The 25,057-nt window shown below is 63.2% G+C and carries 25 protein-coding genes; 13 read left to right on the top strand and 12 right to left on the bottom strand.

Annotation, left to right across the window (positions count from 1 at the left end):
* Positions 1-78 precede the first annotated feature (78 nt).
* A complete protein-coding gene (locus tag UB31_RS16440) occupies positions 79-852 on the bottom strand; it encodes a ferredoxin--NADP reductase (protein ID WP_045011594.1) in 774 nt (257 codons plus the stop codon).
* A 204-nt stretch (positions 853-1,056) separates the two neighbouring features.
* On the opposite strand from UB31_RS16440, the gene UB31_RS16435 reads away from it, so the two are divergent.
* From UB31_RS16435 to UB31_RS16415, 5 genes are all read left to right on the top strand, one after another.
* The gene (locus UB31_RS16435) at positions 1,057-1,362 is read left to right on the top strand and encodes a gamma-butyrobetaine hydroxylase-like domain-containing protein (protein WP_045011593.1); all 306 of its coding nucleotides are present in this window, start codon (positions 1,057-1,059) and stop codon (positions 1,360-1,362) included.
* A gap of 191 nt (positions 1,363-1,553) precedes the next feature.
* Positions 1,554-2,330, top strand: a complete 777-nt coding sequence (locus UB31_RS16430; protein ID WP_045011592.1) for a Crp/Fnr family transcriptional regulator — start codon at positions 1,554-1,556, stop codon at positions 2,328-2,330.
* Between the two features lie 165 nt (positions 2,331-2,495).
* Positions 2,496-3,917 carry an ABC transporter substrate-binding protein gene (locus UB31_RS16425; protein ID WP_045011591.1) on the top strand — a complete coding sequence of 474 codons (1,422 nt, stop codon included), beginning with the start codon at positions 2,496-2,498 and terminating at the stop codon, positions 3,915-3,917.
* Positions 3,914-4,825: an ABC transporter permease gene (locus UB31_RS16420; RefSeq protein ID WP_156175373.1), complete on the top strand. Its 912-nt coding sequence runs from the start codon at positions 3,914-3,916 to the stop codon at positions 4,823-4,825. The genes UB31_RS16425 and UB31_RS16420 overlap by 4 nt, the downstream gene beginning before the upstream one ends.
* A complete protein-coding gene (locus UB31_RS16415; RefSeq protein ID WP_045006376.1) occupies positions 4,822-5,694 on the top strand; it encodes an ABC transporter ATP-binding protein in 873 nt (290 codons plus the stop codon). Before UB31_RS16420 ends, UB31_RS16415 begins: the two co-directional genes overlap by 4 nt.
* Positions 5,695-5,868: 174 nt before the next feature.
* Here the strand turns inward: UB31_RS16415 and UB31_RS16410 are convergent, their stop codons facing one another.
* Both UB31_RS16410 and UB31_RS16405 read right to left on the bottom strand, forming a co-directional pair.
* Positions 5,869-6,927: a YeiH family protein gene (locus UB31_RS16410; protein WP_045006377.1), complete on the bottom strand. Its 1,059-nt coding sequence runs from the start codon at positions 6,925-6,927 to the stop codon at positions 5,869-5,871.
* A 111-nt stretch (positions 6,928-7,038) separates the two neighbouring features.
* A complete protein-coding gene (locus tag UB31_RS16405; RefSeq protein WP_045006378.1) occupies positions 7,039-7,257 on the bottom strand; it encodes a hypothetical protein in 219 nt (72 codons plus the stop codon).
* 281 nt (positions 7,258-7,538) lie between these two features.
* On the opposite strand from UB31_RS16405, the gene UB31_RS16400 reads away from it, so the two are divergent.
* A complete protein-coding gene (locus UB31_RS16400) occupies positions 7,539-9,449 on the top strand; it encodes a flavin-containing monooxygenase (protein ID WP_045011589.1) in 1,911 nt (636 codons plus the stop codon).
* 12 nt (positions 9,450-9,461) lie between these two features.
* On the opposite strand, the gene ald is transcribed toward UB31_RS16400, so the two are convergent.
* Complete coding sequence (ald, locus tag UB31_RS16395; RefSeq protein ID WP_045011588.1) at positions 9,462-10,577, bottom strand: alanine dehydrogenase; 1,116 nt, start codon at positions 10,575-10,577, stop codon at positions 9,462-9,464.
* Between the two features lie 142 nt (positions 10,578-10,719).
* On the opposite strand from ald, the gene UB31_RS16390 reads away from it, so the two are divergent.
* The 3 genes from UB31_RS16390 (at position 10,720) to UB31_RS16380 (ending at position 14,248) form a co-directional block, all read left to right on the top strand.
* Positions 10,720-11,199: an Lrp/AsnC family transcriptional regulator gene (locus UB31_RS16390; protein WP_045011587.1), complete on the top strand. Its 480-nt coding sequence runs from the start codon at positions 10,720-10,722 to the stop codon at positions 11,197-11,199.
* A 106-nt stretch (positions 11,200-11,305) separates the two neighbouring features.
* Positions 11,306-13,663, top strand: a complete 2,358-nt coding sequence (locus UB31_RS16385; RefSeq protein ID WP_045011586.1) for an Orn/Lys/Arg family decarboxylase — start codon at positions 11,306-11,308, stop codon at positions 13,661-13,663.
* 6 nt (positions 13,664-13,669) lie between these two features.
* Positions 13,670-14,248 carry a GNAT family N-acetyltransferase gene (locus tag UB31_RS16380; protein ID WP_045006383.1) on the top strand — a complete coding sequence of 193 codons (579 nt, stop codon included), beginning with the start codon at positions 13,670-13,672 and terminating at the stop codon, positions 14,246-14,248.
* A 3-nt stretch (positions 14,249-14,251) separates the two neighbouring features.
* Here the strand turns inward: UB31_RS16380 and UB31_RS42195 are convergent, their stop codons facing one another.
* Positions 14,252-14,464 carry a hypothetical protein gene (locus UB31_RS42195; RefSeq protein ID WP_045006384.1) on the bottom strand — a complete coding sequence of 71 codons (213 nt, stop codon included), beginning with the start codon at positions 14,462-14,464 and terminating at the stop codon, positions 14,252-14,254.
* Positions 14,465-14,663: 199 nt separating this feature from the next.
* On the opposite strand from UB31_RS42195, the gene UB31_RS16370 reads away from it, so the two are divergent.
* The gene (locus UB31_RS16370; RefSeq protein ID WP_045006385.1) at positions 14,664-14,945 is read left to right on the top strand and encodes a helix-turn-helix domain-containing protein; all 282 of its coding nucleotides are present in this window, start codon (positions 14,664-14,666) and stop codon (positions 14,943-14,945) included.
* 14 nt (positions 14,946-14,959) lie between these two features.
* Here UB31_RS16370 and UB31_RS16365 read toward each other — a convergent pair whose 3' ends face one another.
* Positions 14,960-16,009 carry a hydroxyacid dehydrogenase gene (locus tag UB31_RS16365; protein ID WP_045011585.1) on the bottom strand — a complete coding sequence of 350 codons (1,050 nt, stop codon included), beginning with the start codon at positions 16,007-16,009 and terminating at the stop codon, positions 14,960-14,962.
* Positions 16,010-16,267: 258 nt separating this feature from the next.
* Between UB31_RS16365 and UB31_RS16360 the strand changes: the two genes are divergently transcribed.
* From UB31_RS16360 to UB31_RS16350, 3 genes are all read left to right on the top strand, one after another.
* Positions 16,268-16,834 (top strand): thiamine pyrophosphate-binding protein, encoded by a 567-nt coding sequence (locus UB31_RS16360; RefSeq protein ID WP_045006387.1) that lies wholly within the window; start codon positions 16,268-16,270, stop codon positions 16,832-16,834.
* Between the two features lie 22 nt (positions 16,835-16,856).
* Entirely contained in the window at positions 16,857-17,453 is a 597-nt protein-coding gene (locus UB31_RS16355) for a thiamine pyrophosphate-dependent enzyme (protein ID WP_045011584.1), read from the top strand.
* A 77-nt stretch (positions 17,454-17,530) separates the two neighbouring features.
* Positions 17,531-17,908, top strand: coding sequence for a VanZ family protein (locus UB31_RS16350; RefSeq protein ID WP_045006389.1), 378 nt, complete (start codon positions 17,531-17,533; stop codon positions 17,906-17,908).
* Between the two features lie 40 nt (positions 17,909-17,948).
* On the opposite strand, the gene UB31_RS16345 is transcribed toward UB31_RS16350, so the two are convergent.
* The 6 genes from UB31_RS16345 to UB31_RS16320 form a co-directional block, all read right to left on the bottom strand.
* Positions 17,949-18,332: a DUF1236 domain-containing protein gene (locus tag UB31_RS16345; protein ID WP_045006390.1), complete on the bottom strand. Its 384-nt coding sequence runs from the start codon at positions 18,330-18,332 to the stop codon at positions 17,949-17,951.
* A gap of 113 nt (positions 18,333-18,445) precedes the next feature.
* A complete protein-coding gene (locus tag UB31_RS16340; protein WP_045011583.1) occupies positions 18,446-19,333 on the bottom strand; it encodes a 2-hydroxy-3-oxopropionate reductase in 888 nt (295 codons plus the stop codon).
* A 214-nt stretch (positions 19,334-19,547) separates the two neighbouring features.
* Complete coding sequence (gene hyi / locus UB31_RS16335; RefSeq protein WP_045006392.1) at positions 19,548-20,333, bottom strand: hydroxypyruvate isomerase; 786 nt, start codon at positions 20,331-20,333, stop codon at positions 19,548-19,550.
* A gap of 11 nt (positions 20,334-20,344) precedes the next feature.
* Entirely contained in the window at positions 20,345-22,135 is a 1,791-nt protein-coding gene (gene gcl / locus UB31_RS16330) for a glyoxylate carboligase (RefSeq protein ID WP_045011582.1), read from the bottom strand.
* A gap of 151 nt (positions 22,136-22,286) precedes the next feature.
* Entirely contained in the window at positions 22,287-24,089 is a 1,803-nt protein-coding gene (locus UB31_RS16325; protein WP_045011581.1) for an adenine deaminase C-terminal domain-containing protein, read from the bottom strand.
* An 85-nt stretch (positions 24,090-24,174) separates the two neighbouring features.
* Positions 24,175-24,969, bottom strand: a complete 795-nt coding sequence (locus UB31_RS16320; protein WP_045011580.1) for an NYN domain-containing protein — start codon at positions 24,967-24,969, stop codon at positions 24,175-24,177.
* Between the last annotated feature and the right edge of the window lie 88 nt (positions 24,970-25,057).

Below are 25,057 nucleotides of genomic sequence, written 5' to 3'. Positions count from 1 at the left end.
CCGGCGCCTTTGCATCAGATTTGTTCAGGGGGCGTCCCGGCGATAGCAATTAGTTGTCGCCGGAGACCGATTTGCGCCTCACCGCTCGACGAAGGCCTTTTCGATCACGAAATGGCCGGGCTGGCTGTGGTTGCCCTCGACAAAGCCGCGCGCGGCAAACATCGCGGGGAGCTCCTCGAGCATCGCCGGGCTGCCACACAGCATGATGCGATCGGTCTCGATATCGAGGTCTGATAGCCCGATGTCGTCGAACATCTGGTTGGAGGCGATCAAATCAGTGATACGGCCGCGGTTCTTGAACGGCTCGCGGGTCACGGTCGGGTAGTAAACCAGCTTGTCGCGGATCAGCGGGCCGAAGAATTCGTGATTGCGCAGTCCATCGACGAGGTGCTCGCCATAGGCGAGCTCGGAAACCTGGCGGCAGCCATGGGCGAGCACGATGGTCTCGTAATTCTCGTAGACGTCGGGGTCCTTGATCAGGCTGGCGAACGGCGCAAGCCCGGTGCCGGTCGAGAGCAGCAGCAGACGTTTTCCCGGAATGAGATTGCCGGTGATCAGCGTGCCAGTCGCCTTGCGGCCGACCAGGATGATGTCGCCTTCCCTGATCTTCTGGAGGCGCGAGGTCAGCGGGCCGTCCTGTACCTTGATCGAGAAGAACTCCAGCTCTTCCTCGTGATTGGCGCTCGCCATGCTGTAGGCCCGCATCAAAGGCTTGCCTTCGACCTCGAGCCCAATCATCGCGAACTGGCCGTTCTGGAAACGGAAGCCGGGATCGTGCGTGGCGGTGAAGCTGAACAAGGAGTCGGTCCAATGCCTGACCGACAGAACCGTTTCCTTCTGAAAGGCACTCATTGTCTCTCCTTGGCCTACGATGGCGCACAAGGTTTCGGAGAGAAGGGAGAGTCCAGCAATGCGGAAGTGAAATTCCCGGTCGATTAGTTTCACATTTCCCCAGCGGTGGCTGAATAGCAGGCAACGACGCCACGCCTTCACCCTGGCAATTAGTTGCTATTCGCGCCCGACCGCGCCGGCGTACAAGAGAGTCGGAGATTCGTCATGACCATGACCGCATTGGTGGCGCCGACGGTGGCCGACTATGAAGCAAGCGCCGATCTCGCGACGCTCGTCGTGCGCACGACGCAAAACGACGTGGTCAGGATTGCGGCCGAGCAGCTACGCCTCTCCTGCAAATGCGCCCACTGCACCCGCGCCCGCTTCGACGACCGCTTTCCTGAAGCGTTTCCGGGCATCGCGATCACCGAGATCGGCGATCTCGGTTATGGGCTGAACATCTCGTTTTCGGACGGGCATAATCGGGGGATTTACCCGAAGCCGTATTTGCTGAGCTTGGCGGGGCGCTAGGCGCACGCGGACCGTCCCCAAAACTCCGCTGTCATTCCCCGCGGAAGCGGGGAATCCAGTACGCCGCGGCTTCTCCGTATCCCATTGCCTTCTCTGGAATACTGGATCGCCCGCCCTCGCGGGCGATGACAGCTGAGTGATTGGCACGGACATTGCTCCTCTTTAGAACGATTTCAACGTTCCGGAGGCGGATGATGTTGCAGGCGGCCAATGTGGTTCGCGGAGCTGTTCCCGGAGCGGTTCGGCCTGCCGGCGGCTCCTCGCTGCTGCTCACCGAGAACCAGCAATGGATCGGCGGACCGCCACCGCTGATGGACAAGCTGACGCCGCGCGAGCGGGAATTGGTGCTGAAGCAGGGCCGGCGAAAAGTACTCAACCGCGGCCAGACGCTGTTTAGCCAGGGCGGCAAGCATGACGGCATCTGGCTGATCGAGAGCGGCCGCATCCGCGTGTTCTATACTTCTCCGCTCGGACGCGAGATCACGCTGGCTTACTGGCATGTGGGCAATTTCGTCGGCGGGCCCGAAGTGTTCGAAGGCACCGTGCATCAATGGTCCGGCGTCGCATCCAGCAATTGCAGCGTGGTGCACCTGCCCGGAAAGGAACTACGCGCGCTCGCCGTGGAGATCCCGAACCTCGCGATCGGCCTGATCGAAGGCCTCACCTTCAAGGGCAAGTGCTATTCGGCGCTGGCCCAGATGCTGGGAACGCGCTCGATCACGCAGCGGCTTGCGCATCTGCTGCTGCATCTCGTCGACCTCTACGGCGTCGAGGATGCCGACGGCCGGGTGATTGCGGCCGCCTTCACCCACGCCGACATCGCCCACATGGTTGGCGCCACCCGGCAATGGGTCACGATCAGCCTGAAGCGCATGCAGGAGAAGGGCATCGTGGTGACCAAGCGCTCGCAGATCGTGGTGTGCCGGACCGACGTGCTGGAAGAGATGCGCGGTCAAGGCGCCGACTAACGCAGGTGCACAGGCAAGCGGCTTTATAGTGCAGGGCTGCCCAAGGAGTATGCAATCAGCTTTTCCCGGCAACTAATCGACTGCGACGGTCATTCCGGATTTGCCCCGCCCGCGCCCTCACCCAATCATGGCAACCACAGCACATCCAACCGAATGAGGATGAGAATGGTCCGCCATCTTCCCACGCTCTCGATCGCGATGTCGGTGACGTCGCTGGCGCTCCTTCTGGCGCAACCGGCCTCGGCGGAAACCGTCACGCTCGGCATCGGAACGCAGGACACCACGACCAACACGGTGACCGCCGGCGTCGTCATCCGTCAGCTGCATCTCCTCGAAAAATACCTGCCGAAGGACGGCAAATACGCCAACACCAAGTTCGAGCTGGAGTGGCAGAATTTTACGTCCGGTCCGCCCGTCACCAATGCGATGATGGCGAACAAGCTCCAAATCGGCATGATGGGCGACTATCCGCTGATCGTGAACGGCTTCACCTTCGAGACCAATCCTGAAAGCAAGAGCCGGCTGATCGGCATCGCCGCCTACAGCCTGTCCGGCTCCGGCAACGGCATCGTCGTCCACAAGGATTCGCCCTACTACGAATTCGCCGATCTCAAGGGCAAGCTCGTCAGCGTTCCCTTCGGCTCCGCCGCGCACGGCATGGTGCTGAAGGCGATGCAGGACCGCGGCTACGCGTCCGACTTCTTCCAGCTGGTCAGTCAGAGCCCAGAGGTCGGCTCGACCAATCTCCAGGAGAAGAAGATCGACGCGCATGCCGACTTCGTCCCCTTCGCCGAGCTGCTGCCGTTCCGTGGCTTTGCGCGAAAAATCTTTGACGGCGTCGAGACCAATCTACCGACCTTCCACGGCATCGTGGTCCGCACCGATTTTGCCGAGAAATATCCTGAAGTCGTCGTCGCCTACATGAAGGCGCTGATCGCCGCCAACCAGTGGCTGCGCGATGACCCGAAGCTTGCCGCCGAAAAGATCCAGGAATGGACCGGGATCAACAAGGAAGTGGTCTATATTTTCCTCGGCCCCAGCGGCAACATGACCACCGATCCGACCGTGAAACCGGCGCTGATCGATGCGGCGGCGACCGACGTCAAGGTTCTTCAGAATCTCGGCCGCATGAAGGAATTCGATCCGAAGAAATGGGTCGACGACAGCTACATCCGCAAGGCCTATGCCGAGATGAAGCTCGACTATGACGCCCAGCTCGGCAGCACAAAGAATTACGAGATTTCAGGCGAAGACAGCTTCTGCAAGAAGCCGATCACCGATCCGCGCAAGGCCGGCGAGGTCTGGGTCGATGAGGCCGGCATCCTGCCGTTCGCGTCCGCCAGTTGCACGCTCGGCGCCTATGCCGACTACAAGGCCAAGGGCAAGAAGATCAACGTCGCCTACGTCTTCGACACCACGCGCGGCATCAAGCTGTTCGCCGACCAGGCCTTCTTTGCCGTCGGTAATGGTGACGTCGCGCCGTTCCTGCTGAAGAAGGACGCGGAAGCTTACGCGGCCAAGATCAGCGGCAAGGTGCTCGGCTTCGACGATGCGGTGAAGGCGGCAGTCAGCGGGGGCAAGACGTGAGCAGCCCCGCCCTACTCAGACATTCCGAGGACAGCACGCCAATGGCCGTTGCCACCACGGAAACGGAGCCCGCGTCGGACGCCGCGCCGCCCGCAAAACCCACATCATTCGGTACGCTCGCGCTGCGCTGGTATAAGTTGAACCGCAACGGCCTGCGCGCGACTGCGATCGGCATCATCTCGCTGCTCGTCTTCCTGCTGGTCTGGCACCTGCTCACGACCTATCGCGTCGTGTTCTTCGTGCGCTTCACCAACGTGCCATCGCCGCTCGCAGTCTATGCGAGCTTCACCAAGGCGATCCACGATCCAAAATTCCTGATGCACATTTTGCTGAGCTGCCGGCGCATCCTCGTCGGCTTCTCGCTGGCGGCGATTGTCGGCGTACCGCTCGGCCTCGTCATGGGCCGCTTCAAGCTGGTCCATGAGATCATCTTCCCCGTGGCCGAAGTGCTGCGGCCGATCCCGGCGATCGCCTGGGTGCCGATGGCGATCATGCTGTGGCCGACCAACGAGCAGAGCATCGTCTTCATCACCTTCCTCGGCTCGTTCTTCCCGATCCTGGTCAACACGCTGCACGGCATGTCGCTGGTCGATCCCGTGCTGGTGCGCGCGGCACAATGTCTCGGCGCGAGGGAACGCTCGATCTTCCGCGAGGTGTATTTTCCGGCGTCGCTGCCGCACATCTTCACCGGCCTCACCGTCGGCATGGGGGTCGCCTGGGTGTCGCTGATCGCGGCTGAAATGATCTCCGGTCAGTACGGCATCGGCTATTTCACCTGGGAGGCCTATTCGCTGGTCCAGTATCCCGACATCGCGCTCGGCATGATCGCGATCGGCGTGCTCGGATTGGGATCGAGCCTGCTCATCAGGGGCGCGGGGCAATTGGTGATGCCGTGGAGGCTGAAGTGAACGAGATCCTGACCAAAGCACCGCAGGGCCATATCGAGGTCAGGAACTTCTCGCTCAGCTATGACAGCATCGAAGGACCGGTTCAGGCCGTCACCGATACGCAGATCCATGTGAAGCCCGGCGAGTTCGTCTCGATCGTCGGGCCCTCAGGCTGCGGGAAATCGACGCTGCTCAATGCGGTCGCGGGCTTCCTCAAGCCGACCACGGGCGTCGTCACCGTCGACGGCGAGCGCGTCAACGGACCCAGCTCCGAACGCGGCATGGTGTTCCAGCAATATTCGCTGTTTCCCTGGAAGACGGTGCGGGAGAATGTCGAGTTCGGCCTGAAGATGCGCGGCATGGCGCGCTCGCAGCGTGAGCGCGCCGCGCGCACGCTGCTCGGACTCGCGGGGCTGGAGGCCTTCGAGAAGCACTACCCGGACAAACTCTCAGGCGGCATGAAGCAGCGCGTCGGTATTGTCCGCGCGCTTGCGACGGGACCGAAGGTGCTCTTGCTCGACGAGCCCTTTGGCGCGCTCGACGCGCAGACCCGCGTCATCATGCAGCAGATCCTCACCAACATGTGGCAACGGCTGAAGATCTCGGTGCTGTTCGTCACCCACGACATCGACGAGGCGATCTTCCTGTCCGATCGCGTTTACTGCATGACCGCCCGCCCCGGCTCGATCAAGGCCGAAATTCCGATTCCGCTGGAGCGGCCACGGCAGCAAGCAATGATGATGTCATCGGAATTTCTGGCACTGCGCCGCGGGCTGATGTCGCTGATCCGTGAGGAGAGCATCAAGGCGATGGGCGGGGAGATCACCGATCTGGGCATGCAGGGGCTGAACATCGAGCTGCACGGGCATTCGCTGGCGGATGTGATTTGATTCAACTCGACGCTTGCAGAGACAGACGATCTCGTAGGGTGGGCAAAGCGACTTGTCCGCCGTAGCTCGTAGAGCGAAGGCGGAAGCGTGCCCACCATTTTCATCACGAATGTGGATACATGGTGGGCACGGCGCTTTCGCGCCTTTGCCCACCCTGCGGCAGTTTCGCTCTAATCACTTGAACCAATGCACCAACGCGATGCTGATGCCGAGCAGCAGCATCAGTGACAACGTCACTGCGGCCGTCACCCGGCCGCCGACATTGGCAAGCACCTTCACATCGACGCCGAGGCCAAGCGCGGCCATCGACACCACCGTGAGAAAACCCGTGATCCGCGTGATCGGAGCAACCACCGTGGACGGCACAACCTCGAGCGAGCGCAAGGTCGCGAGCACGAGGAAGCCGAGAATGAACCAAGGCACCAGTCGGAAGAAGCCGACATTGGTTTTCTTGGCGCCGGTCTGCCAGCGCGAGGCGACCAGGGAGAGGCCGACGACCACCGGCCCGAGCATCAGCACACGCATCAGCTTGACCAGCGTGCCGATCTGCGTCGAGACGAGCCCGGCCGGCACCGTCGCCGCGAGCACCTGCGGCACCGCATAGACGGTCAAGCCGGCGAGGATGCCGTATTGCGTGGCCGTCAACTGCAACAGCGGGATCAGCAGCGGCAGACCGAGCACCATCATCACGCCGAGGATGGCGGTAAAGGAGATCGAGGACGCGATCTCGTCGCTGTTGGCGCCGATGATCGGCGCCACCGCCGCGATCGCGGAGTTGCCGCAAATGGAATTGCCGCAGGCGATCAGGATCGACAGCCGCGTCGAGAGGCCGAGCAGACGGCTGAGGCCGAAGGAGGCGGAGAGCGCGATCACGACGACGGCTGCGATCGACAGGAGGAGCGCGACGCCGGAGGCCGCGATGGCGGCAAAGCTGATGGAGGCCCCGAGCAGCATCACCGCGACTTCGAGGAGTTGTTTGGCGCTGAAGGCAATGCCGGCCTGCCAGCGCGGCGCCGGCTTCCAGAAGCTGCGCAGCGCCATGCCGAGCAGGATCGCCATCACCAGCGCCTCGACATAGGGGTGCTCGAAGATGCCGAGTTCGAACCGTTCGAGCAGGGCCGAAACGCCGGCCACGGCGATGCAGAGGAGAATGCCGGGAATCAGCGCCACAATACGGCTGGCGGCGGTGGTCGGCTTGGTTTCGGTCGGGCTGGATGCTTGATTCTGCGACACAAATCTCTCCCGGAGGAGAAGGATTTATACGCAGGGCCGCCCGATTGGGAAATAAGTTTTCGACATATCCGGGCTTAGGGAAGTCCTATCCTCAGCCCGGAATAATTGCGCTTAGAAGATCAGGCTCTTGGCGAGCGAGGCCACGTGGCTAAAGCTGTCATAGACGCCCGGCTCGAAGAAGGCCGCGCGCGCGAGCACGATCGCGGCGACCAGCGACCAGAACAGGCCGGTGCCGGCCCGCAACACGAGCCTTGCAGCACGCGACGTCGGCTGGGTGTCCGTCGCGGACACCAGCTGCTCGCCGAAGGGCTCAAATCGGGTGCGTTCCATAGCAGTCAATCCATCAATTTCTGACAGAAATGTCGTTGTTTCGGCCCCAAACAGCAATGGAAGCGATTGGCGTATTTGCCCCTTGGAGGGGAAACTCCTTCCGCCGGGCGAGCCTGAGGCAATAGTTTTCTTCTTTTGGCCGGTTTTGGCACCGGAACGCGGCCGGATACCGGCCGCATAGACGACCCAGTGCTTGTCGACTACCGTCTCATGACCGCAAGTCGCTCGTTCGCCTCCTCCAGAATCGAACGTACTGGACCGTCGGAGATCAGAAGAAGACGATGAACATCGCATCTCCCCGTAAGCCCCTCGACCTCACCTCGGCCATCGCGGAAGGCGACATCCGCTGCCTGCTGATGGTGCTGGTGCACATGACCGGCGACGAGCGCTGGCTCGAGCCGCCCTATCTGCCCAAGCGCGACATCCGCCTCATCCCCGATCCCGAGGCCGGGGTCCCGAAGGAGATCCAGGACGAAATCCGCGCCGCGGTTGTCAATCTCTTTGCCGACGGCACGCCAAAGCCGGTCATCACCGATCCCGGTGAAGAACTGCTGCTGAAGATGATGCGCGCCTGCCTCGGCGAGAACGTCGCACCGGAATATGCGCCGCTGATGCGCGAGGAGATGGGTTTTGTGGCGCGCGAGCCGCGCTGGACCAGTCGTCCTTCCGACGGAAAGCTCGCGGACCAGCACGTGCTGATCGTCGGCGCCGGCGTCTGCGCCATCGCGCTCGGCGTGGCGCTCGGCCATCTCGGCATCCCCTATACCATCGTCGAGAAGAACGCCGAGCTCGGCGGCACCTGGTGGATCAACCGCTATCCCGGCTGCGGCGTCGACACGCCGAACCACTCCTATTCCTACTCCTTCGGCTCGCACAATGAATGGACTCGCTATTTTTGTCAGCGCGAGGAGCTGCTCGGCTATCTGCAGAAGGTCGCGGACGAATACGGTATCCGAAAACATCTGTGCGTCAGCACCGAGCTGACCTCGTCGCGCTGGGATGAAGGGAAGCGGCGCTGGATTTCGACGCTCAAGACCAAGGACGGCGAGGAGATATGCGAATCGACGGCGCTGGTCTCCGCCATCGGCCAGCTCAACGATCCCTCCCGCGCCCGCTTCAAGGGCGAAGAGAATTTCAAGGGCACGATCCTGCATTCGGCGCTGTGGTCGGGCGACATCAACCTCGAAGGCAAGCATGTCGCCGTGATCGGCACCGGCGCGACATCGATGCAGCTGGTACCGGCGATTGCCGGCCGCGTTGCCTCGGTCACGGTCTACCAGCGCAGCGCGCAATGGGCACGGCCGGTGAAGGGCTATGCCGATCCGATCAGCGATGGCGCGCGATGGCTATTGGCGCATCTGCCGTTCTATGTGCAGTGGTACCGCTTCAACATGTTCTGGCGCTATGGCGACGGCCTCCTGCCGTTCCTGCGCAAGGACCCGGCCTGGCCGCACCCCGAGCGCGCCGTCAACAAGGGCAACGACCGGCATCGCCAGGAGTTGACCGACTTCATCCTGACCGAACTGAAGGACCGGCCCGACCTGATTTCGAAATGCGTGCCGACCTATCCGCCCTACGGCAAGCGCATCCTGCTCGACAACAACTGGTTCAAGACCTTGAGGCGGGACAATGTCGACCTCGTCACCGACACGATCGACCATTTTGACCGCGACGGCATCGTCACCGCCGACGGCGAGCACCGCCCTGCCGACATTATCGTTGTCGCGACCGGCTTCAAGGTCACAGAGATGGCCGCCCGCCTCAACATCAGCGGCCGCGACGGCAAGAATTTGCGTGAGGCCTGGGGCAACGACAATCCGACCGCGTTTCTCGGTCTCACCGTGCCGGACTTTCCAAATTTCTTCTGCATGCTCGGCCCCAACGCCGGTCCCGCCCACGGCGGCAGCGTCATCTTCCAGTCGGAATGCCAGAGTCGCTATATCTCGGCCTGCCTCGTCGACATGATCGAGCGCAACGTCGCCGCGATCGACGTCCGCCAGGATGTGCTCGACGATTATGTCCGCAAGGTTGACGCCGAACACGAGGGCATGATCTGGACCCATCCGGGCATGAGCACCTATTACCGCAATTCGAGTGGACGCGTGTTTTCGGCGATGCCATGGCGCTTCGTGGATTACTGGCGCATGACGCATGACCCGGATTTCGGGCAGTACCGGCTAACGAAGGCGTGAGCCGGACGCGCCTTACGCCGCCAGCCCGCTCCCAACAGGCGCAAACTCCAGCCCGAGACTTTCCGCCACCGCCTTGTTGGTGATCCGGCCGCGATGAACGTTCAGCCCGTTGCGCAAATGCGGATTTTCCAGCACCGCCGCAAAGCCCTTGCCGGCGAGCATCATGCCGAACGGCAGCGTCGCATTGTTCAGCGCCTGGCTCGACGTCACCGGCACTGCGCCTGGCATATTGGCAACGCAGTAATGCACGACGCCGTCGACCTCGTAGGTCGGATCGGTATGCGTGGTCGCATGCGAGGTCTCGAAGCAGCCGCCCTGGTCGATCGCGACGTCGACGAGCACGGCACCAGGCCGCATCGATTTCAGCATCGCACGCGTGACGAGCTTTGGTGCGCTCGCACCGGGCACCAGCACGGCGCCGATCACGACGTCGGCCGCAAATACCTCCTCCTCGACCGACTCGATGGTCGAGAAACGGGTGCGCACCCGCCCGCTGAAGAGATCGTCGAGCTCGCGCAGCCGCGGCAACGAACGGTCAATCACCGTGACCTCGGCACCGAGACCCGCCGCCATGCGCGCGGCCTGTGTGCCCACCACGCCGCCGCCAAGCACGACGACACGCGCCGGCTGCACGCCGGGCACGCCGCCGAGCAGCAAGCCGCGGCCGCCGGCCGAACGCTTGAGCGCGGCGCCGGCGGCCTCGATAGCGAGGCGGCCGGCGACTTCGCTCATCGGCGCGAGCAGGGGGAGGTGACCGGCCGCGTCGGTGACGGTTTCATAGGCGATCGCGGTGCAGTCGGAGCCAAGCAGGCCCTTGGCCTGTTCAGGATCCGGCGCAAGGTGGAGATAGGTAAACAGGATCTGGCCTTCGCGGAGCTGGGCCCATTCACTTTTCTGCGGCTCCTTCACCTTCACGATCATCTCGGAGTTCGCAAAGATGTCGCGGGCGTTCCCGGCGATCGCGGCCCCTGCCCGCCGATAGATCTCGTCGGACGCGCCGATGCCGCTGCCGGCGCCGGTCTCGACCGTCACCTGATGCCCAGCCGCGACATATTCGCGGACGGCGCCCGGGGTGAGCCCGACGCGATATTCCTGCACCTTGATCTCTTTGGGCACACCGACGCGCATCTTAGGGCTCCTTCCAACGTCCTGATTCACCGTGTCATCGTAGCGACGGGGCCAGTTTGGTTTCGTGCAAATATCCGCTAGTTTCGCCACCCGCGCGCTGGTTTCGAGCGCAGAAGTGCCCTTTCACGCTGGAAACAAAACCTTGGCCCTCGACCGGAAAGATCTCGCCATCCTCGCGGAACTCACCACCAATGCGCGGGCCAGCCACACCGAGCTTGCCACCAAGGTCGGGCTATCAAGCACAGCGCTCGCGCGGCGGCAGAAGGCATTGGAGGACGACGGCTATATCCAGGCCTATCAGGCCGCGCTTGATCTGGCGCAGTTCGGCCTCACCACGACGGTGCTGGTGCGTATTGCGCTGGAGAGCCAGAGCGACGACGCGCTGAAGGCGTTCGAAGCGGAGGTAGTGAAATGCCCTTCCGTCGTGCGCTGCTTCCTGATGTCGGGCAACGACGACTACATCCTGATCGTGCTTGCCCGCGACATCCAGGATTTCGAGCGCATCCACCGCACCGAGCTGTCGCGCCTGCCGCGCGTGGCGCGGGTGCAGTCGAGCTTCGCACTGCGCGATGTCGTCAACCGCGCGGTGCCGACGGTGGTGTTCGGCGAGGCGAAGCGCTAGCAGTTCCCTCGCCTCACAAACGCGGCGAAGGCCAACCTGCGCCATCGTCATATAACTGTCATCGAATGTGCCGAGACGTGTTGGTCTTGCACATCCGGGACACCTCATGGACTATTTTAAGCGCTTCAACTTCCTGTTCGCCGCACCTGTGTTCGACGCCGACGATCTCGAGGGCGTCCGATTCAACCAGATCATCGAGGAGATCCAGCGCTCCGGCTTCGAGGTGGTCCGGGCCCGCAAGCTGGAAGACGCCGAGATGGCGGTGCAGACCGATGCCGCGATCGGCTGCATGGTGGTGGACTGGGGCAAGAAGGGCCTGGAGGGCAAGACCTCGGCGCTGATCAATCTGATGCGGCGCCGCGGCCTCGACTTCCCGATCATTCTGCTGATCCGGCGCAAGCGCTTCGAGGATCTACCGGTCGAGGTGCTCGACTTCATCGACGGCTATGTCTTCCTGTCCGAGGAGACGCCGACCTTCATCGCCAAGAATTTGATCAGCCGGCTTAAGCAATATGCCGAGACATTGAAGACGCCGTTCTTCGGCGCGCTGGTCGACTACGCCGAGGAAGGCAACCAGCTCTGGACCTGTCCGGGCCATAACGGCGGTGTGTTCTACAACCGCAGCCCGATCGGCCGTGTCTTCGTCGAGCATCTCGGCGAATCCGTGTTCCGCGACGATCTCGACAATTCCGTGCTCGACCTAGGCGACCTCCTCACCCATGAGGGCCCGGCGCTGAAGGCGCAGAAGGAAGCCGCGCAGATCTTTGGCGCGGAAAAAACCTACTTCGTGCTCAACGGCACCTCGACCTCGAACAAGGTCGCGCTTGGTGCGCTCGTCACCGACGGCGACCTCGTGCTGTTCGACCGCAACAACCACAAGGCCGCCCATCACGGCGCGCTGATGATCAATGGCGGCATCCCGGTCTACGTGCCGACCATCCGCAACGCCTGGGGCCTGATCGGCCCGATGCGCTGGGATGCGCTGGACGAGAAGGCCTTGCGCGAGGCGATCCGCAACCATCCGCTGGTCGAGGACAAGGACGCCTGGCGCAAGGAGCGGCCGTTCCGCGTCGCCGTGGTCGAGCAGTGCACCTATGACGGCACGATCCACAATGCCGAAATGATCCTGAAGCGCATCGGTCATCTCTGCGAGTACATCCTGTTCGACGAGGCCTGGGCCGGCTTCATGAAATTCCATCCGCTCTATGCTGGCCGCTTCGCCATGGGGCTGGCTAATCTTCCCCCCGAAGCACCGGGCATCATCGCGACGCAGTCGACCCACAAGCAGCTCGCGAGCTTTTCACAGGCGTCACAAATCCACATCAAGGATCGTCACATCCGCGGCCAGAAGCGGCGTGTCGAGCACCGCCGCTTCAACGAGAGCTTCATGCAGCACGCCTCCACTTCGCCGTTCTATCCGCTGTTCGCCTCGCTCGATGTCGGCGCGCAGATGATGAAGGGCCGCTCCGGCGAGGTGCTGTGGGACGACACGATCCGGCTCGGCATCGAGCTGCGCAAGAAGATCCGCGCGATGCGCCGGGAGTTCGAGGAGAAGGAGCAGAATCCGGACCGCCGTTGGTTCTTCGAACCGTTCGTGCCCGATCGCGTCGCGATCCCCGATGTCAGCCGCCCCGGCGCCGCGCACAATGTCGCCTGGGAAACGCTCTCCACCGACGAGCTCGCCACCAATCCTGCGCTCTGGCAGCTCTCGCCTGACACCAACTGGCATGGCTTTCCCGGCGTCACGGAAGGCTTTGCCATGACCGATCCGAACAAGCTGACGCTGCTCACGCCCGGATTCGATCGCGCCACCGGCGCCTATGCCGAGCACGGCATCCCCGCACCGGTGGTCGCGCAGTACCTGCGCGAAAACCGCATCGTGCCAGAGAAGAACGACCTCAACTCCCTGCTCTTCCTGCTCACGCCCGGCGTCGAGGCCAGCAAGGCCGGCACACTGATCTCCGGCCTCGTCGCGTTCAAGAGGCTGCACGACGACAATGCGCTGCTCGCCGACGCGATCCCGGAATTCTATCAGCGGCGGCAGGCGCGCTATGCCGGCGTGCGGCTGCGCGACCTCTGCGGCGAGATGCACCGCTTCTTCCGCGCCGCCGATGTCAGTGCACTTCAGGCGCGGCAATTCATGCCCGAGCACATGCCGGAGATTGCGATGTCACCGCGCGATGCCGCGCGCTATCTGTTCAAGAACGATGTCGACTATCTGCCGATCGAGGCAATTGCGGGCCGTATCGCCACCACGCCCTTCGTGGTCTATCCGCCCGGTATCGCCACCATCGTGCCCGGCGAGCGGCTGACGGAGCGGGCCAAGCCCATGGTCGATTATCTCAAGATGTTCGAGACCTGCTTCAATACGTTTCCCGGCTTCGACGTCGAAATTCAGGGCGTTTACAAAGAGGTCGATGCCCAGGGCCGCATCGGGCTCTATACCTACGTCGTTACCGAGTAGGCGTCGATGAGCGAAACAGCCGTGATGCACACGGATGACGAGCCGGTCCTTGTCCGACCCTCACGTGAAAGCGATATCGAGGCGATGCTGGCGATCTATCGCCATCACGTCCGCAACGGCGTGCCCCGCGACGTCGAGGGAACCGGCGCGCCGGAACCGGACGACTTACGCGACCGGCGCAAGAATTTGAAGCAGACCCGGCTGCCGCATCTGGTCGCAACCTATCGCGGCGAGGTCGTCGGCTACGCCTATGTGGTCTTGTTCCGCAAGCGCCCGGCCTATCGCTACACGGCCAAGCACTCGATCTATGTTCACCACGAACATCTCGGGCGCGGTGTCGGACGGCTGCTGCTCCAGGAATTGATCGACGCTTGCGCGGCGGCCGGCTTCCGCCAGATGATCGGCTATATCGATGCCGACAATGCCCCCTCGCTGGCGCTGCACGAAAAGTTCGGTTTCGCGCGCGCCGGCCTGTTATCCGGGGTCGCCTATCGCCACGGCCGATGGTCCGATACCGTCATGGTGCAGCGTTCGCTCGGCGCGGGCGTCACCGCGCCGCCGCCGGTCGCGGCGCCCGGCCGCTAGGCCCTACGAGGGACAGTCAGCCGGTCTGACCTGGATGCGGTCGGCATGCAGCGACCAGTGATGCAACGCCTGATCCTTGCAAAACCTCGCCTTCGCCCGTTCCCTGGCTTCGGCCTCGTCGGAGGCGTCGATCTCGAGCGCGCCCTGGCAGACCTCGATCTGCCGGCCGTACTGGCCGAGCACGTCCTTCATGAACCTGACGACATAAGTTGACATGGGACCTCCCTGCTGCCCCGGAAGCAATCTAATCCCATTTCGCCCGAATCGGGGAGGGAGATTTTGATACGGATCAAGGTCAACATTGTCCCGAAGGCGGGATTGCAAGCCTATACAATATTTTGTATATCTAAATCATGAAGCCGATCGAGTTCAGAGGGCGACTACGCTACCGGGATTTGTTGAAGGAACTGAACCGATGACCAAGAAGCGCTTCACCAGTGTTTGGGACGCGATTGAGGATACGCCGGCGGAAGCCGCGAACATGAAGCTGCGCTCGGAGCTGATGCTGGCGCTGCGCGATCATATCACCGGGATGAAGCTCAACCAGTCGGAAGCCGCGAAGCTGTTTGGCGTCACCCAGCCTCGCGTCTCCGACCTGATGCGCGGGAAGATCGAACTGTTCGGTATCGATACTCTGGTCAATATGGCAGTCGCCGCTGGACTGAAGGTCGAAGTTCGTGTCTCAGACGCGGCCTGATCGACGTTGCGCCCCTACCCCGGCGTCACGCCGAACGCTTGCTTGAATCGCTCGGCATAAACCGGCCAGACCTCGGGATTGATGATGCGGGGCGGGCGCTTGCCGTCGAGCGTGTCCAGCACCTGTTCGGCGGCGATGCGGCCCATGTTCTGGCGCGCCTCGATGGTAACGCCCGCGGTATGCGGGCTCGCCAGCACGTTGTCGAACTGGAGCAGCGGATGCTCCGGCGGAGGCGGCTCCTTGGACCAGACGTCGAGGCCGGCGCCCGCGATGCGCTTGTCGCGCAACGCCCCAAGCAGCGCGTCCTCGTCGTGGATGAAGCCGCGCGCCGTGGTGATGAAATAGGCATGCGGCTGCATCAGCGCAAATTCGCGCACGCTGATCATGTTGCGGCTGCCCTTGTTGAGCGGACAGGAGATTGAGACGAAATCGGCGCGGCGCAAGAGCTCGTCGAGCTCGACCTTCTCCCCGCCCCGCTCGGCCATGACGTCGGCCGACAGATACGGATCATAGGCCAGCACCTTCATGCCGAGCAGGCCCTTGCACAGCGCGGCGATACGGCGGCCGACATTGCCGAGCCCGATGATGCCGACGGTCTTGTGTTCGACCTCGTTGCCAACGAGCTCATTGCGGTTGACGTCGCGCTCGCGGCGGATCCGGCGGTCGGACTGGATGATGCGCTTGGACAGCGTCAGCATCATCGCCAGCGCATGTTCCGCAACGGAATGCGCGTTGCCGCCGGATTGGTTGACCACCAGCACGCCCGCATCCGTGCAGGCCTCGGCGTCGACGGGATCGAAGCCAGCGCCATTGCTGGAGACGAGCAAGAGATTCGGCGTCCGCTTCAGGAAGGCGGCATCAACATGAAAATGCGGCGCAAGCTCATCGCGGGCTGCGCCAACCTGGTAGACATGGGCCGCATCCAGGATCGGGGCGTAGAAGTCTTCGAGGCTGTCATTCTCGATGCGATCGAGCCGCACGTCGGGCCGTGCCTTCAGGATGTCGATGTAGATCGGATTGGCCAGATATTTGACGTAGAAGACGCGCTTGCTGTTGACGGACATCAGGACCCTTCCGGCTCTCCCGAGGAGACCCGCAAGGCCAAGCGCAACGTGCGCCCCGCCTATGCGTCCCTCCCGTATTTTTCATTACCGCCACCTATGTCATGGCGTTGCCGGCCACGGCAGGCCCTCTGGCGCAGATCACAGTGCCGGCCAGGACATGTTGACAATCCCGCCCGCTCCGTCAAGTTCGGCAGACCGCCGCGACGGTCAGAACAATGGCCAAGACCAAGAAGCATGCGCGGCTGAAGGGAGAACGCAGTGGCGATTGCGGAACAGCAGACTTCGTCCCAGGCGACACACGCCTCCAGTGACAAGAGCTGGCACGACATTGTCCTGCAAACATTGAAGCGGAACGAGATCAGCCTGATCCCTTACGTGCCGGACCGCGTGCTGACGCCGCTGATCAAGAATCTGCACGCCGATCCCTTCTTCACCACCTTTGCCACCGCCCGCGAGGAGGAAGCCGTCGGCATCGTCTCGGGCGCCTGGATGGGCGGACGACGCGGTGCGGTGCTGATGCAGACCTCCGGCTTTGCCACGCTCGCCAACACGCTCGCCTCGCTCGCGGTGCCCTACCAGATCCCCCTGATCATGTTCGTCTCCGAACGCGGTACGCTCGGCGAGTTCAACTACGGCCAGTCATTGGTCTGCCGCACCATGCGCCCGGTACTGGATTCGCTGGCCCTCGAGCACCACACCATCACCCGGCTCGACGAGCTCGAATTCATCGCCGACCGCTCGATCAAGCAGGCCGTCACCACGCAGGCGCCGGTGGCGCTGATCCTCAACCCGCTGCTCACTGGCGGCAAGACTTTCGACAAGTGAGGTCAGCCAAATGAACTCAAAAATGAACACGCGCAACACCAAGGTGATGAACCGGTTCGATGTGACGTCGCGCCTGGTCGCAAAGCTCAAGCACGAGGAAGCCGTGATCGGCGGCATCGGCAACACCAATTTCGACCTCTGGGCCGCCGGCCACCGCCCGCAGAATTTCTATATGTTGGGTAGCATGGGGCTCGCCTTCCCGATCGCGCTTGGCGTGGCGCTGGCGCAGCCCGACCGCCGCGTCTTTGCGCTCGAGGGCGATGGCTCGCTCTTGATGCAGCTCGGCGCGCTCTCGACCATTGCTGCCTTGAAGCCGAAAAACCTCATCATGATCGTGATGGATAACGGCATCTATCAGATCACCGGCGCACAGCCGACACCTGCCGCTGGTATCGCCGACATCGTTGCGATCGCCGCGGGCTCGGGACTTACGAACAGCGCCTGGGCCGCAGACGAGGAGGACTTCGAGCGTCTGGTCGATGCGGCCATGTCCGCCTCCGAGCCCAGCCTGATCGCCCTCCGCATTGACGACAAACCGGGCGTCGGGACCACCCGCAGGGATCCCGTGCAGATCCGGGAGCGCTTCATGCACGGCCTCGGCGTGCGCGAGCCACTTTAACATTTCGTCATTAACTACACGACGATCTGATCCCAGCCTCACAACAGGCTCCTGCATATCCGTGCTAAGCGGTGCGGATGTCCCTTTTGGTTCGCTCCTTCGCCTGGCTGCTCGCCGCCGCCGTCACCTTCGCAACGCTTGGGCCGCCGAGCCTGCGGCCCCATTCCGATCTGGGCCAGGACGGCGAACATGCGCTTGCCTTCATCCTGGTCGGGTTGGCGTTTGGCCTCGCCTACCGGCAGCGCCGCCTTGCAGTCGCGGCCATCGCGGTGGCCCTGATCGGTCTGCTCGAGCTGATGCAATTCTGGGCGCCGGGACGCCATGCGCGGCTCGAGGATTTCCTGGTCGATGCCGCCACGGCCTGCGTCGGCTTTGCACTCGCAGCCGCGGCCGATTGGGCCGTGACGCGCCTTCGCGCATACTCGGTCGCAACAAGCGAAGGCCCCGCGGCGTAACTCCGCAGGGCCTTGCCTCTCAAGGCTCAACTCGGGCCGATCAGTCGATAATCTTGACCACGCGACGCGTGTGCGGATCCACGATCACGCGGCGCTCGTTCACGACCGCATAGCGATACTGGGTGTAGTTCGGCACTGGGCGCAGCACCACGGTCGGGGGCAGCGGCTCGCCGACCACGACGCGCTCCTGCACTACGACGGAATCATCGCGCGGGATTCCGCCGAGAATCGCATTCGGAATTTCCAGGCCAGCGCCGACGGCCGCACCAACGGTACCGCCCACCATCGCGCCGACCGGTCCGCCGATATCGCCGCCCGCGCGCGCGCCGTTCCTGGCGCCCTCTTCGGTCGTCGACTGGGCAAAGGCTGCACTCGACGCCAGCAGCGACGCGGCAGCCAACAAAATTGCAAGACGAGTCTTCATGTCCACACTCTCCAGTGTTGTTGCGCGCCATCAACCGCGGGGCCGGAGCATTGTTCCTGTTCCCGCGTGAGGAAAGACGCACCAAAATCCGGAGACTGTTACCGCGTAACAGTTCAGGCCGCGGCGATCTCGTGGCCCGCCATCAGTTCCAGCGCCCGCACCATCGCCGAATGATCCCAGCCCTTGCCGCCATGCGCGGTGCAGGACGAGAACAATTGCTGTGCCACCGCAGTGCTCGGCAGCGACAAGCCCAGCGCGCGGGCGCCTTCGAGCGCGAGGTTGAGATCCTTCTGGTGCAGCTCGATGCGAAAGCCCGGATCGAAATTGCGCTTCACCATGCGCTCACCATGCACTTCGAGAATTCGCGAGGACGCAAAGCCGCCCATCAACGCTTTCCGCACAAGCGCGGGGTCTGCGCCGGCCTTGGATGCGAACAGCAGTGCTTCGCTCACAGCCTCAATCGTCAGCGCGACGATGATCTGGTTGGCGACCTTCGTCGTCTGGCCATCGCCATTGGCGCCGACACGGGTGACGTTCTTGCCCATCCTGTCGAAGATCGGCTTCATGGTGTTGAAGGCGCGCTCAGGACCGCCGACCATGATGGTGAGGCTCGCAGCCTTGGCACCGACCTCGCCGCCCGACACCGGCGCATCGAGATAGTCCGCGCCGAGCGCCTCGATCTTCTTCGCGAACTCTTTCGTCGCCAGCGGCGAGATCGAGCTCATGTCGACGACGATCTTGCCCTTCGAGATGCCGGCCGCAACACCGTCCTTGCTGAACAGCACGGCTTCCACATGCGGCGTATCGGGCACCATGATGATGACGGCATCCGCCTCCTCCGCGACCTCCTTGCTCGACTTGCAGGCGACGCCGCCGGCTGCGATCAGCTCCGGCGCGACCGGCGCAACGTCATGCAGGAGAACGCGATGGCCCGCGTTAAGGAGATGGCCGGCCATCGGCCGTCCCATGGTGCCAAGTCCGATGAAGCCGATGTCGATCATGGTGTGATTTCTCTCAGTTGCATTGGCGAATCTTCCTCCGCGCACTCGGTACACCTCGCCCGCTTGCGGGAGAGGTCGGCGCGAAGCGCCGGGTGAGGGTTCTTTCCTCTTGGGGATCCTCGACGCATCTCTCGAGCCCCGTTGAGGAGATACCCTCACCCCAACCCTCTCCCGCAGGCGGGAGAGGGAGCGCACCATCGCTGTGGCTACATTCTCAGGTCTCAAACGTCTGCGCCGCGTGCCAGGACAAGCCTTCCAGCGTGGTGGTACGCGGCTTGTATTCGCAGCCGATCCAGCCGCGATAGCCGATGGCGTCGAGGTGGCGGAACAGGAAGGGATAGTTGATCTCGCCGGTGCCGGGCTCGTGCCGGCCGGGATTATCGGCAAGCTGGATGTGAGCGATCTGGGGAAGATATTCCTGCATGGTGCGGGCGAGATCGCCCTCCATGATCTGCATGTGATAGATGTCGTACTGGACGAACAGATTGTTCGACCGCACCTCCGAGATCAGCTGCACCGCCTGCTCGGTGCCGTTGAGGTAGAAGCCGGGAATGTCGAGCGTGTTGATCGGCTCGACCAGCAGCTTGATGTTTTCGCGCGCCAGCGTCGAAGCCGCGAAGCGCAAATTGCCGACCAGCGTCTCATTAAGTTCGCGCGGATCGGCGTCCACTGGCGCGATGCCGACGAGGCAGTTCAGCTGCTCGCAGTCGAGCGCCTTGGCATAGTCGATGGCGCGGAACACGCCGTCGCGGAATTCGGCGACGCGATCGGGCATGATCGCGATGCCGCGCTCGCCCGCCGCCCAATTGCCGGCGGGCAGATTGTGCAGCACCTGCGTGAGCCCGTGGCTGTCGAGCTGCTCGCGCAGCAGCGCCTTGTCGAAATCATAGGGAAAGAGATACTCGACCCCGCTGAAGCCCGCCGCTTTCGCCGCGGCGAAGCGGTCGACAAACGGCATCTCATTGAAGAGCATGGTGAGGTTGGCGGCGAATTTCGGCATGATGCTGTCCCCTATTCCGCCGGCTGAAGCACGCCGGGCCGCGCGGTCCCGACCTCGTCGAGCGGCAGATCCAGCACCTCCTCGAACTCGACGATGTTGTCGATCTCGGTCCCCATCGCAATGTTGGTGACGCGCTCGAGGATGAACTCGACCACCACGGGCACGCGGTGTTTCGCCATCAATTCGCGCGCGGTCGCGAATGCCGCCTGCGAGTCCTTTGGATCCGTGACACGGATTGCCTTGCAGCCAAGGCCTTCGGCGACTGCCACGTGGTCGACACCATAGCCGCCGAGTTCGGGGGCGTTGATGTTCTCGAACGAGAGCTGGACGTGATAGTCCATGTCAAAACCGCGCTGAGCCTGGCGGATCAGGCCGAGATAGGAATTGTTCACGACGACGTGGATGTAAGGCAGATTGAACTGCGCGCCGACCGCGAGTTCCTCGATCAGGAACTGGAAGTCGTAGTCACCCGACAGCGCGACGATGTCGCGGTCGGGGCACGCCGCGCGCACGCCGAGCGCCGCCGGCAGCGTCCATCCAAGCGGGCCCGCCTGCCCGGCATTGATCCAGTTGCGCGGCTTGTAGACGCCTAAAAACTGCGCGCCGGCGATTTGCGACAGGCCGATCACGGTGACATAGGTGGTGTCGCGGCCGAACGCCTTGTTCATCTCCTCATAGACGCGCTGCGGCTTGATCGGGACATTGTCGAAATGGCTCTTGCGCAGCATCGAGCGCTTGCGATCGCGGCAGGCCGCGGGCCACGCCTGGCGCTCGCGCAACCTGCCTGACCGCCGCCACTCCCTGGCGACGGTGACGAAAAGCTCGAGCGCAGCCTTCGCGTCCGAGACGATGCCGAGATCGGGATTGAACACGCGCCCGATCTGGGTCGGCTCGATATCGACATGCACGAAGGTACGGCCCTTGGTGTAGGTCTCGACCGAACCGGTATGGCGATTGGCCCAGCGGTTGCCGATGCCGAGCACGAAGTCGGATTCCAGCATCGTGGCATTGCCGTAGCGGTGACTGGTCTGGAGGCCGACCATGCCGGCCATCAGCACGTGGTCGTCAGGGATCGCGCCCCACCCCATCAGCGTCGGCACCACCGGCACGTTGGTGATCTCGGCGAACGCCACCAGCAGATCCGAGGCATCGGCGTTGATGACGCCGCCGCCCGCCACGATCAGCGGCCGCTCTGCGGCATTCAACATCTCCAGCGCCTTCTCGACCTGCTTGCGGGTCGCAGTGGGCTTATAGACCGGCAGTGGCTCATAGGTCTCGTCGTCGAACTCGATCTCGGCGAGCTGCACGTCGAGGGGCATGTCGATCAAGACCGGCCCCGGCCGGCCGGAGCGCATCACGTGAAAGGCCTGGCTGAACACGCGCGGCACCAGCGCCGGCTCGCGCACCGTCACCGCCCATTTGGTCACGGGCTTTGCGATTGACTCGATGTCGACCGCCTGAAAATCCTCCTTGTAGAGCCGCGCGCGCGGCGCCTGGCCCGTGATGCAAAGGATCGGAATGGAATCAGCGATCGCCGAATAGAGTCCCGTGATCATGTCGGTGCCCGCCGGCCCCGAGGTGCCGATGCAGACGCCGATATTACCGGCCTTCGCCCGCGTATACCCCTCTGCCATGTGCGAGGCGCCCTCGACATGGCGCGCCAGGATATGGCGGATGGAGCCGCGCTTCTTCAGCGCAGAGTAAAGCGGGTTGATCGCAGCCCCGGGAACGCCGAAGGCGGTAGAGATGCCTTCTTTTTCCAGGATACGCACAGCCGCGTCGATGGCTCGCATCTTCGCCATATCAGACCTCGCTCGGTTAAGTCAGCGAGCGAGATCATCAGGTGTGCAGGATACGATCTCAACGAGATCGATTTTATTTTCCACGATGCGGCAGCCGTAGAAAAAAATGCGGTTGTCTCAATCGGTTAGATCGAGAAATGTGTGAAAGCGATCACTCGAACAGCGGCGCCAGCTCCATCTGGGGCACCAGCACGAGGCCCTTGTCGGTGATGCGAATTTCCGGAATGACCGATAGCGGAATCAGATTAAAGCCCATGTAGGGAATGGTGCAGCCGGCCTCCGTCCATTCCTTCTTCAGCACCTTGACCTCTTCCGCCACCTCCGTGACGCGCTTGTCGGACAAGAGCCCGGCGATCGGCAGCGGCACCAGCGCCCTCACCTTGCCATCGGCGACGACACAGACAGCGCCTTGCTGCTCCTTGATGGCAGCGATCGCGACCTGCATGTCACCCTCGTTGGTGCCGGCGACGATGATGTTGTGGCTATCATGCCCGACGCTGGAGGCGACCGCGCCGCGCTTCAGGCCAAAGTCCTTTAGCAGGCCGTAGGCAACATTGCCGGCCGACTTGCCGTGGCGCTCGACCACCGTGACGAAGCACAGGCCGTAGCGCGCAAACAGCGACGGCCAGTCCGTTGCCGGTTCGATCGCAATCTTCTCGTGGATCAGCATGATGCCGGGCAGCGCCGTCTTGATCGCATTAACCGTGCAGGCCTTCGCCGGCAGCTCCGGCGTCAGCTTCAGCTTCTCGGGCAGCTTCACCGTCACATAGGCTGCCTTCGGATATTGATAGCGCTGCGACAATGCCTGATCGAGCCGCGGCGTGATCTTGCCGCGCTCGACCACGAGCTCGCCGCCATACCAGGTGCATTGCGGCTTGAGCTGATCGTCCATCAGCACCAGGTCGGCGCGGCGGCCGCCGCCGAGCCCTCCGATGTCACCCTCCATGCCAAAGCGCGTCGCGCCATGCAGCGAACCCATCGACCAGGCCTGCTCCGGCGACATCCCGGCCTTCACCGCCTCGCGCACCACCCAGTCGAGACCGAACAGCAGGAGGTCGTCGGCATCGCGGTCGTCAGTGCACACGGCGGTACGCTTGTGCGAGGCGCCGAGCTCGGTGATGGTGCGGATCGCCTGCGGCAACGAGTGCCAGGGCGTGGTCGGCGGTCCCCCGCGCAAAAATACCCAGACGCCGGCATCAAGCAGATCGTCGGCGATGTCGCGGTCGATCGCCTCGTGTGTGTCGGTGACGCCAGATGCCGCATAGGCCGCGACGAATTCACGGCCGTAGACATGGCCGGACACCGGCCGCCCGCGCTTCAAGGCGGCGGCGAGGATCGCGTGGCTGCGCTCGTCGCCCATGGTGACCGGCACGAAATCCATCTTCTCGCCGAGCCCGACCGCTTCCGGCCAGCGGTCGAACAGCCCGGCGATCTTGTCCGGCGTCAGATCACCGCCGGCGGTCTCCAGCGCGGCCGAGGTTGCAGGCACGGTCGACGGCACTGTCAAGAAGATCGAGAGCGGCGCCTCGCGCGCATCTTCCAGCATCGCCTCGACGCCGGCGACGTCCATGACGTTGCCGATCTCGTGGCTGTCACAGAAGATCGTGGTAGTGCCGTTGAGGAGGGCAGCCTCGGCATAGGCGCAGGCCGTCACCATGGAGGATTCGATGTGGATGTGCGGGTCGACCAGACCTGGCGCGATGATGCCGCCAGCCGCGTCGTAGATCACCACGTCACTCCAGGCCTTCGTGGCCGCGCCCGCCGGCTTCACCGCCGCGATGCGGCCGCCGGTGACCCAGACCTCCCGACCGGGATGGATGCGCTCTGAATAGGTCGAGAGCACCGCCGCGCCCGTAATGACGAGGTCCGGCACAACACGTCCCGAGGCGACATCGGCCAAGCGCCGCGTCATCGCATGCAGCGGCGCGACCGCAAAGCGGGTAAGTTTGGTCATTAGAACCCTCGCGTGGCGTTACGGCCGGGCGATGGTTACGCCCTGCGCCAACCGGGGCAAGCTCAAATATAACGGCACGCCCTGCTTACGCCTTAGGCGGCGAACCGCCCGCCGCCCTTGCAGGCCTGCGCGAGTTCCGCGTTCTCGGCGCTGGTGCGGCAGCGGGTTTGACCCGAATCCGCATAGACCGACCCTTTGACTCATCAATCTCGAACGAATTTGTCTTGCGCACGAGGTCGCTCAGCTTGCGGAAGCCAAAGGTCCTCGGGTCGAAATCGGAAGCCAAATTGGCCAGCTGGCGCCCGACATCTCCAAGCGTGACCCAGCCATCTTCGCTCTCCATCTGGGTAATGACCTTCTTGATGATGGGCGTGGCGGCATCAGGTGGTTGGAGCGATGCCGATCTTAAGGCGGCGTCCTGGGTGTTCGCCGGGGCGGCAAGCAGGTTCTCCGTATAGACGAATCTTCGGCAGGCCTGCCTGAAACTCTCCGGTGTCTTGTGCTCGCCGAACCCAAAGACATCGACGCCCTGCTCCCGGATACGGGCGGCAAGCCGGGTGAAGTCGCTGTCGGAAGATACCAGGCAAAAGCCATCGAACCGGCCGCTGTGAAGCAGATCCATTGCGTCGATGACCAGAGTTATGTCGGAGGCATTCTTTCCCGTCGTATAGGCGAATTGCTGCTGCGGGATGATGGCGTGCTTCGACAGGATGTCGGCCCAGCCCCTCGATCGCGCATTGGAGAAGTCGCCATAGATGCGGCGGACGCTGGCCTCGCCTATCTTGGCAATCTCCTCGAACAGCCCATCGGCGATTTTTGCGGATGCGTTGTCGGCGTCAATCAGGACGGCGAGACGGGGCGAACGAAGCTCAGAAGGCATGACATTCCCCAAAAAGGACGCGACAACGGTGGAAGGATATACCGATGTCGGGGCTCTTGCCGCCAGACCTGATTTCTTTCAATGGTCA

Origin of the sequence: Bradyrhizobium sp. LTSP849, from assembly GCF_000938255.1 — a bacterium.
GTDB lineage: Bacteria > Pseudomonadota > Alphaproteobacteria > Rhizobiales > Xanthobacteraceae > Bradyrhizobium.
The sequence above is the reverse complement of the archived record's forward strand: the minus strand, read 5'-3'. Positions and strand labels throughout refer to the sequence as shown.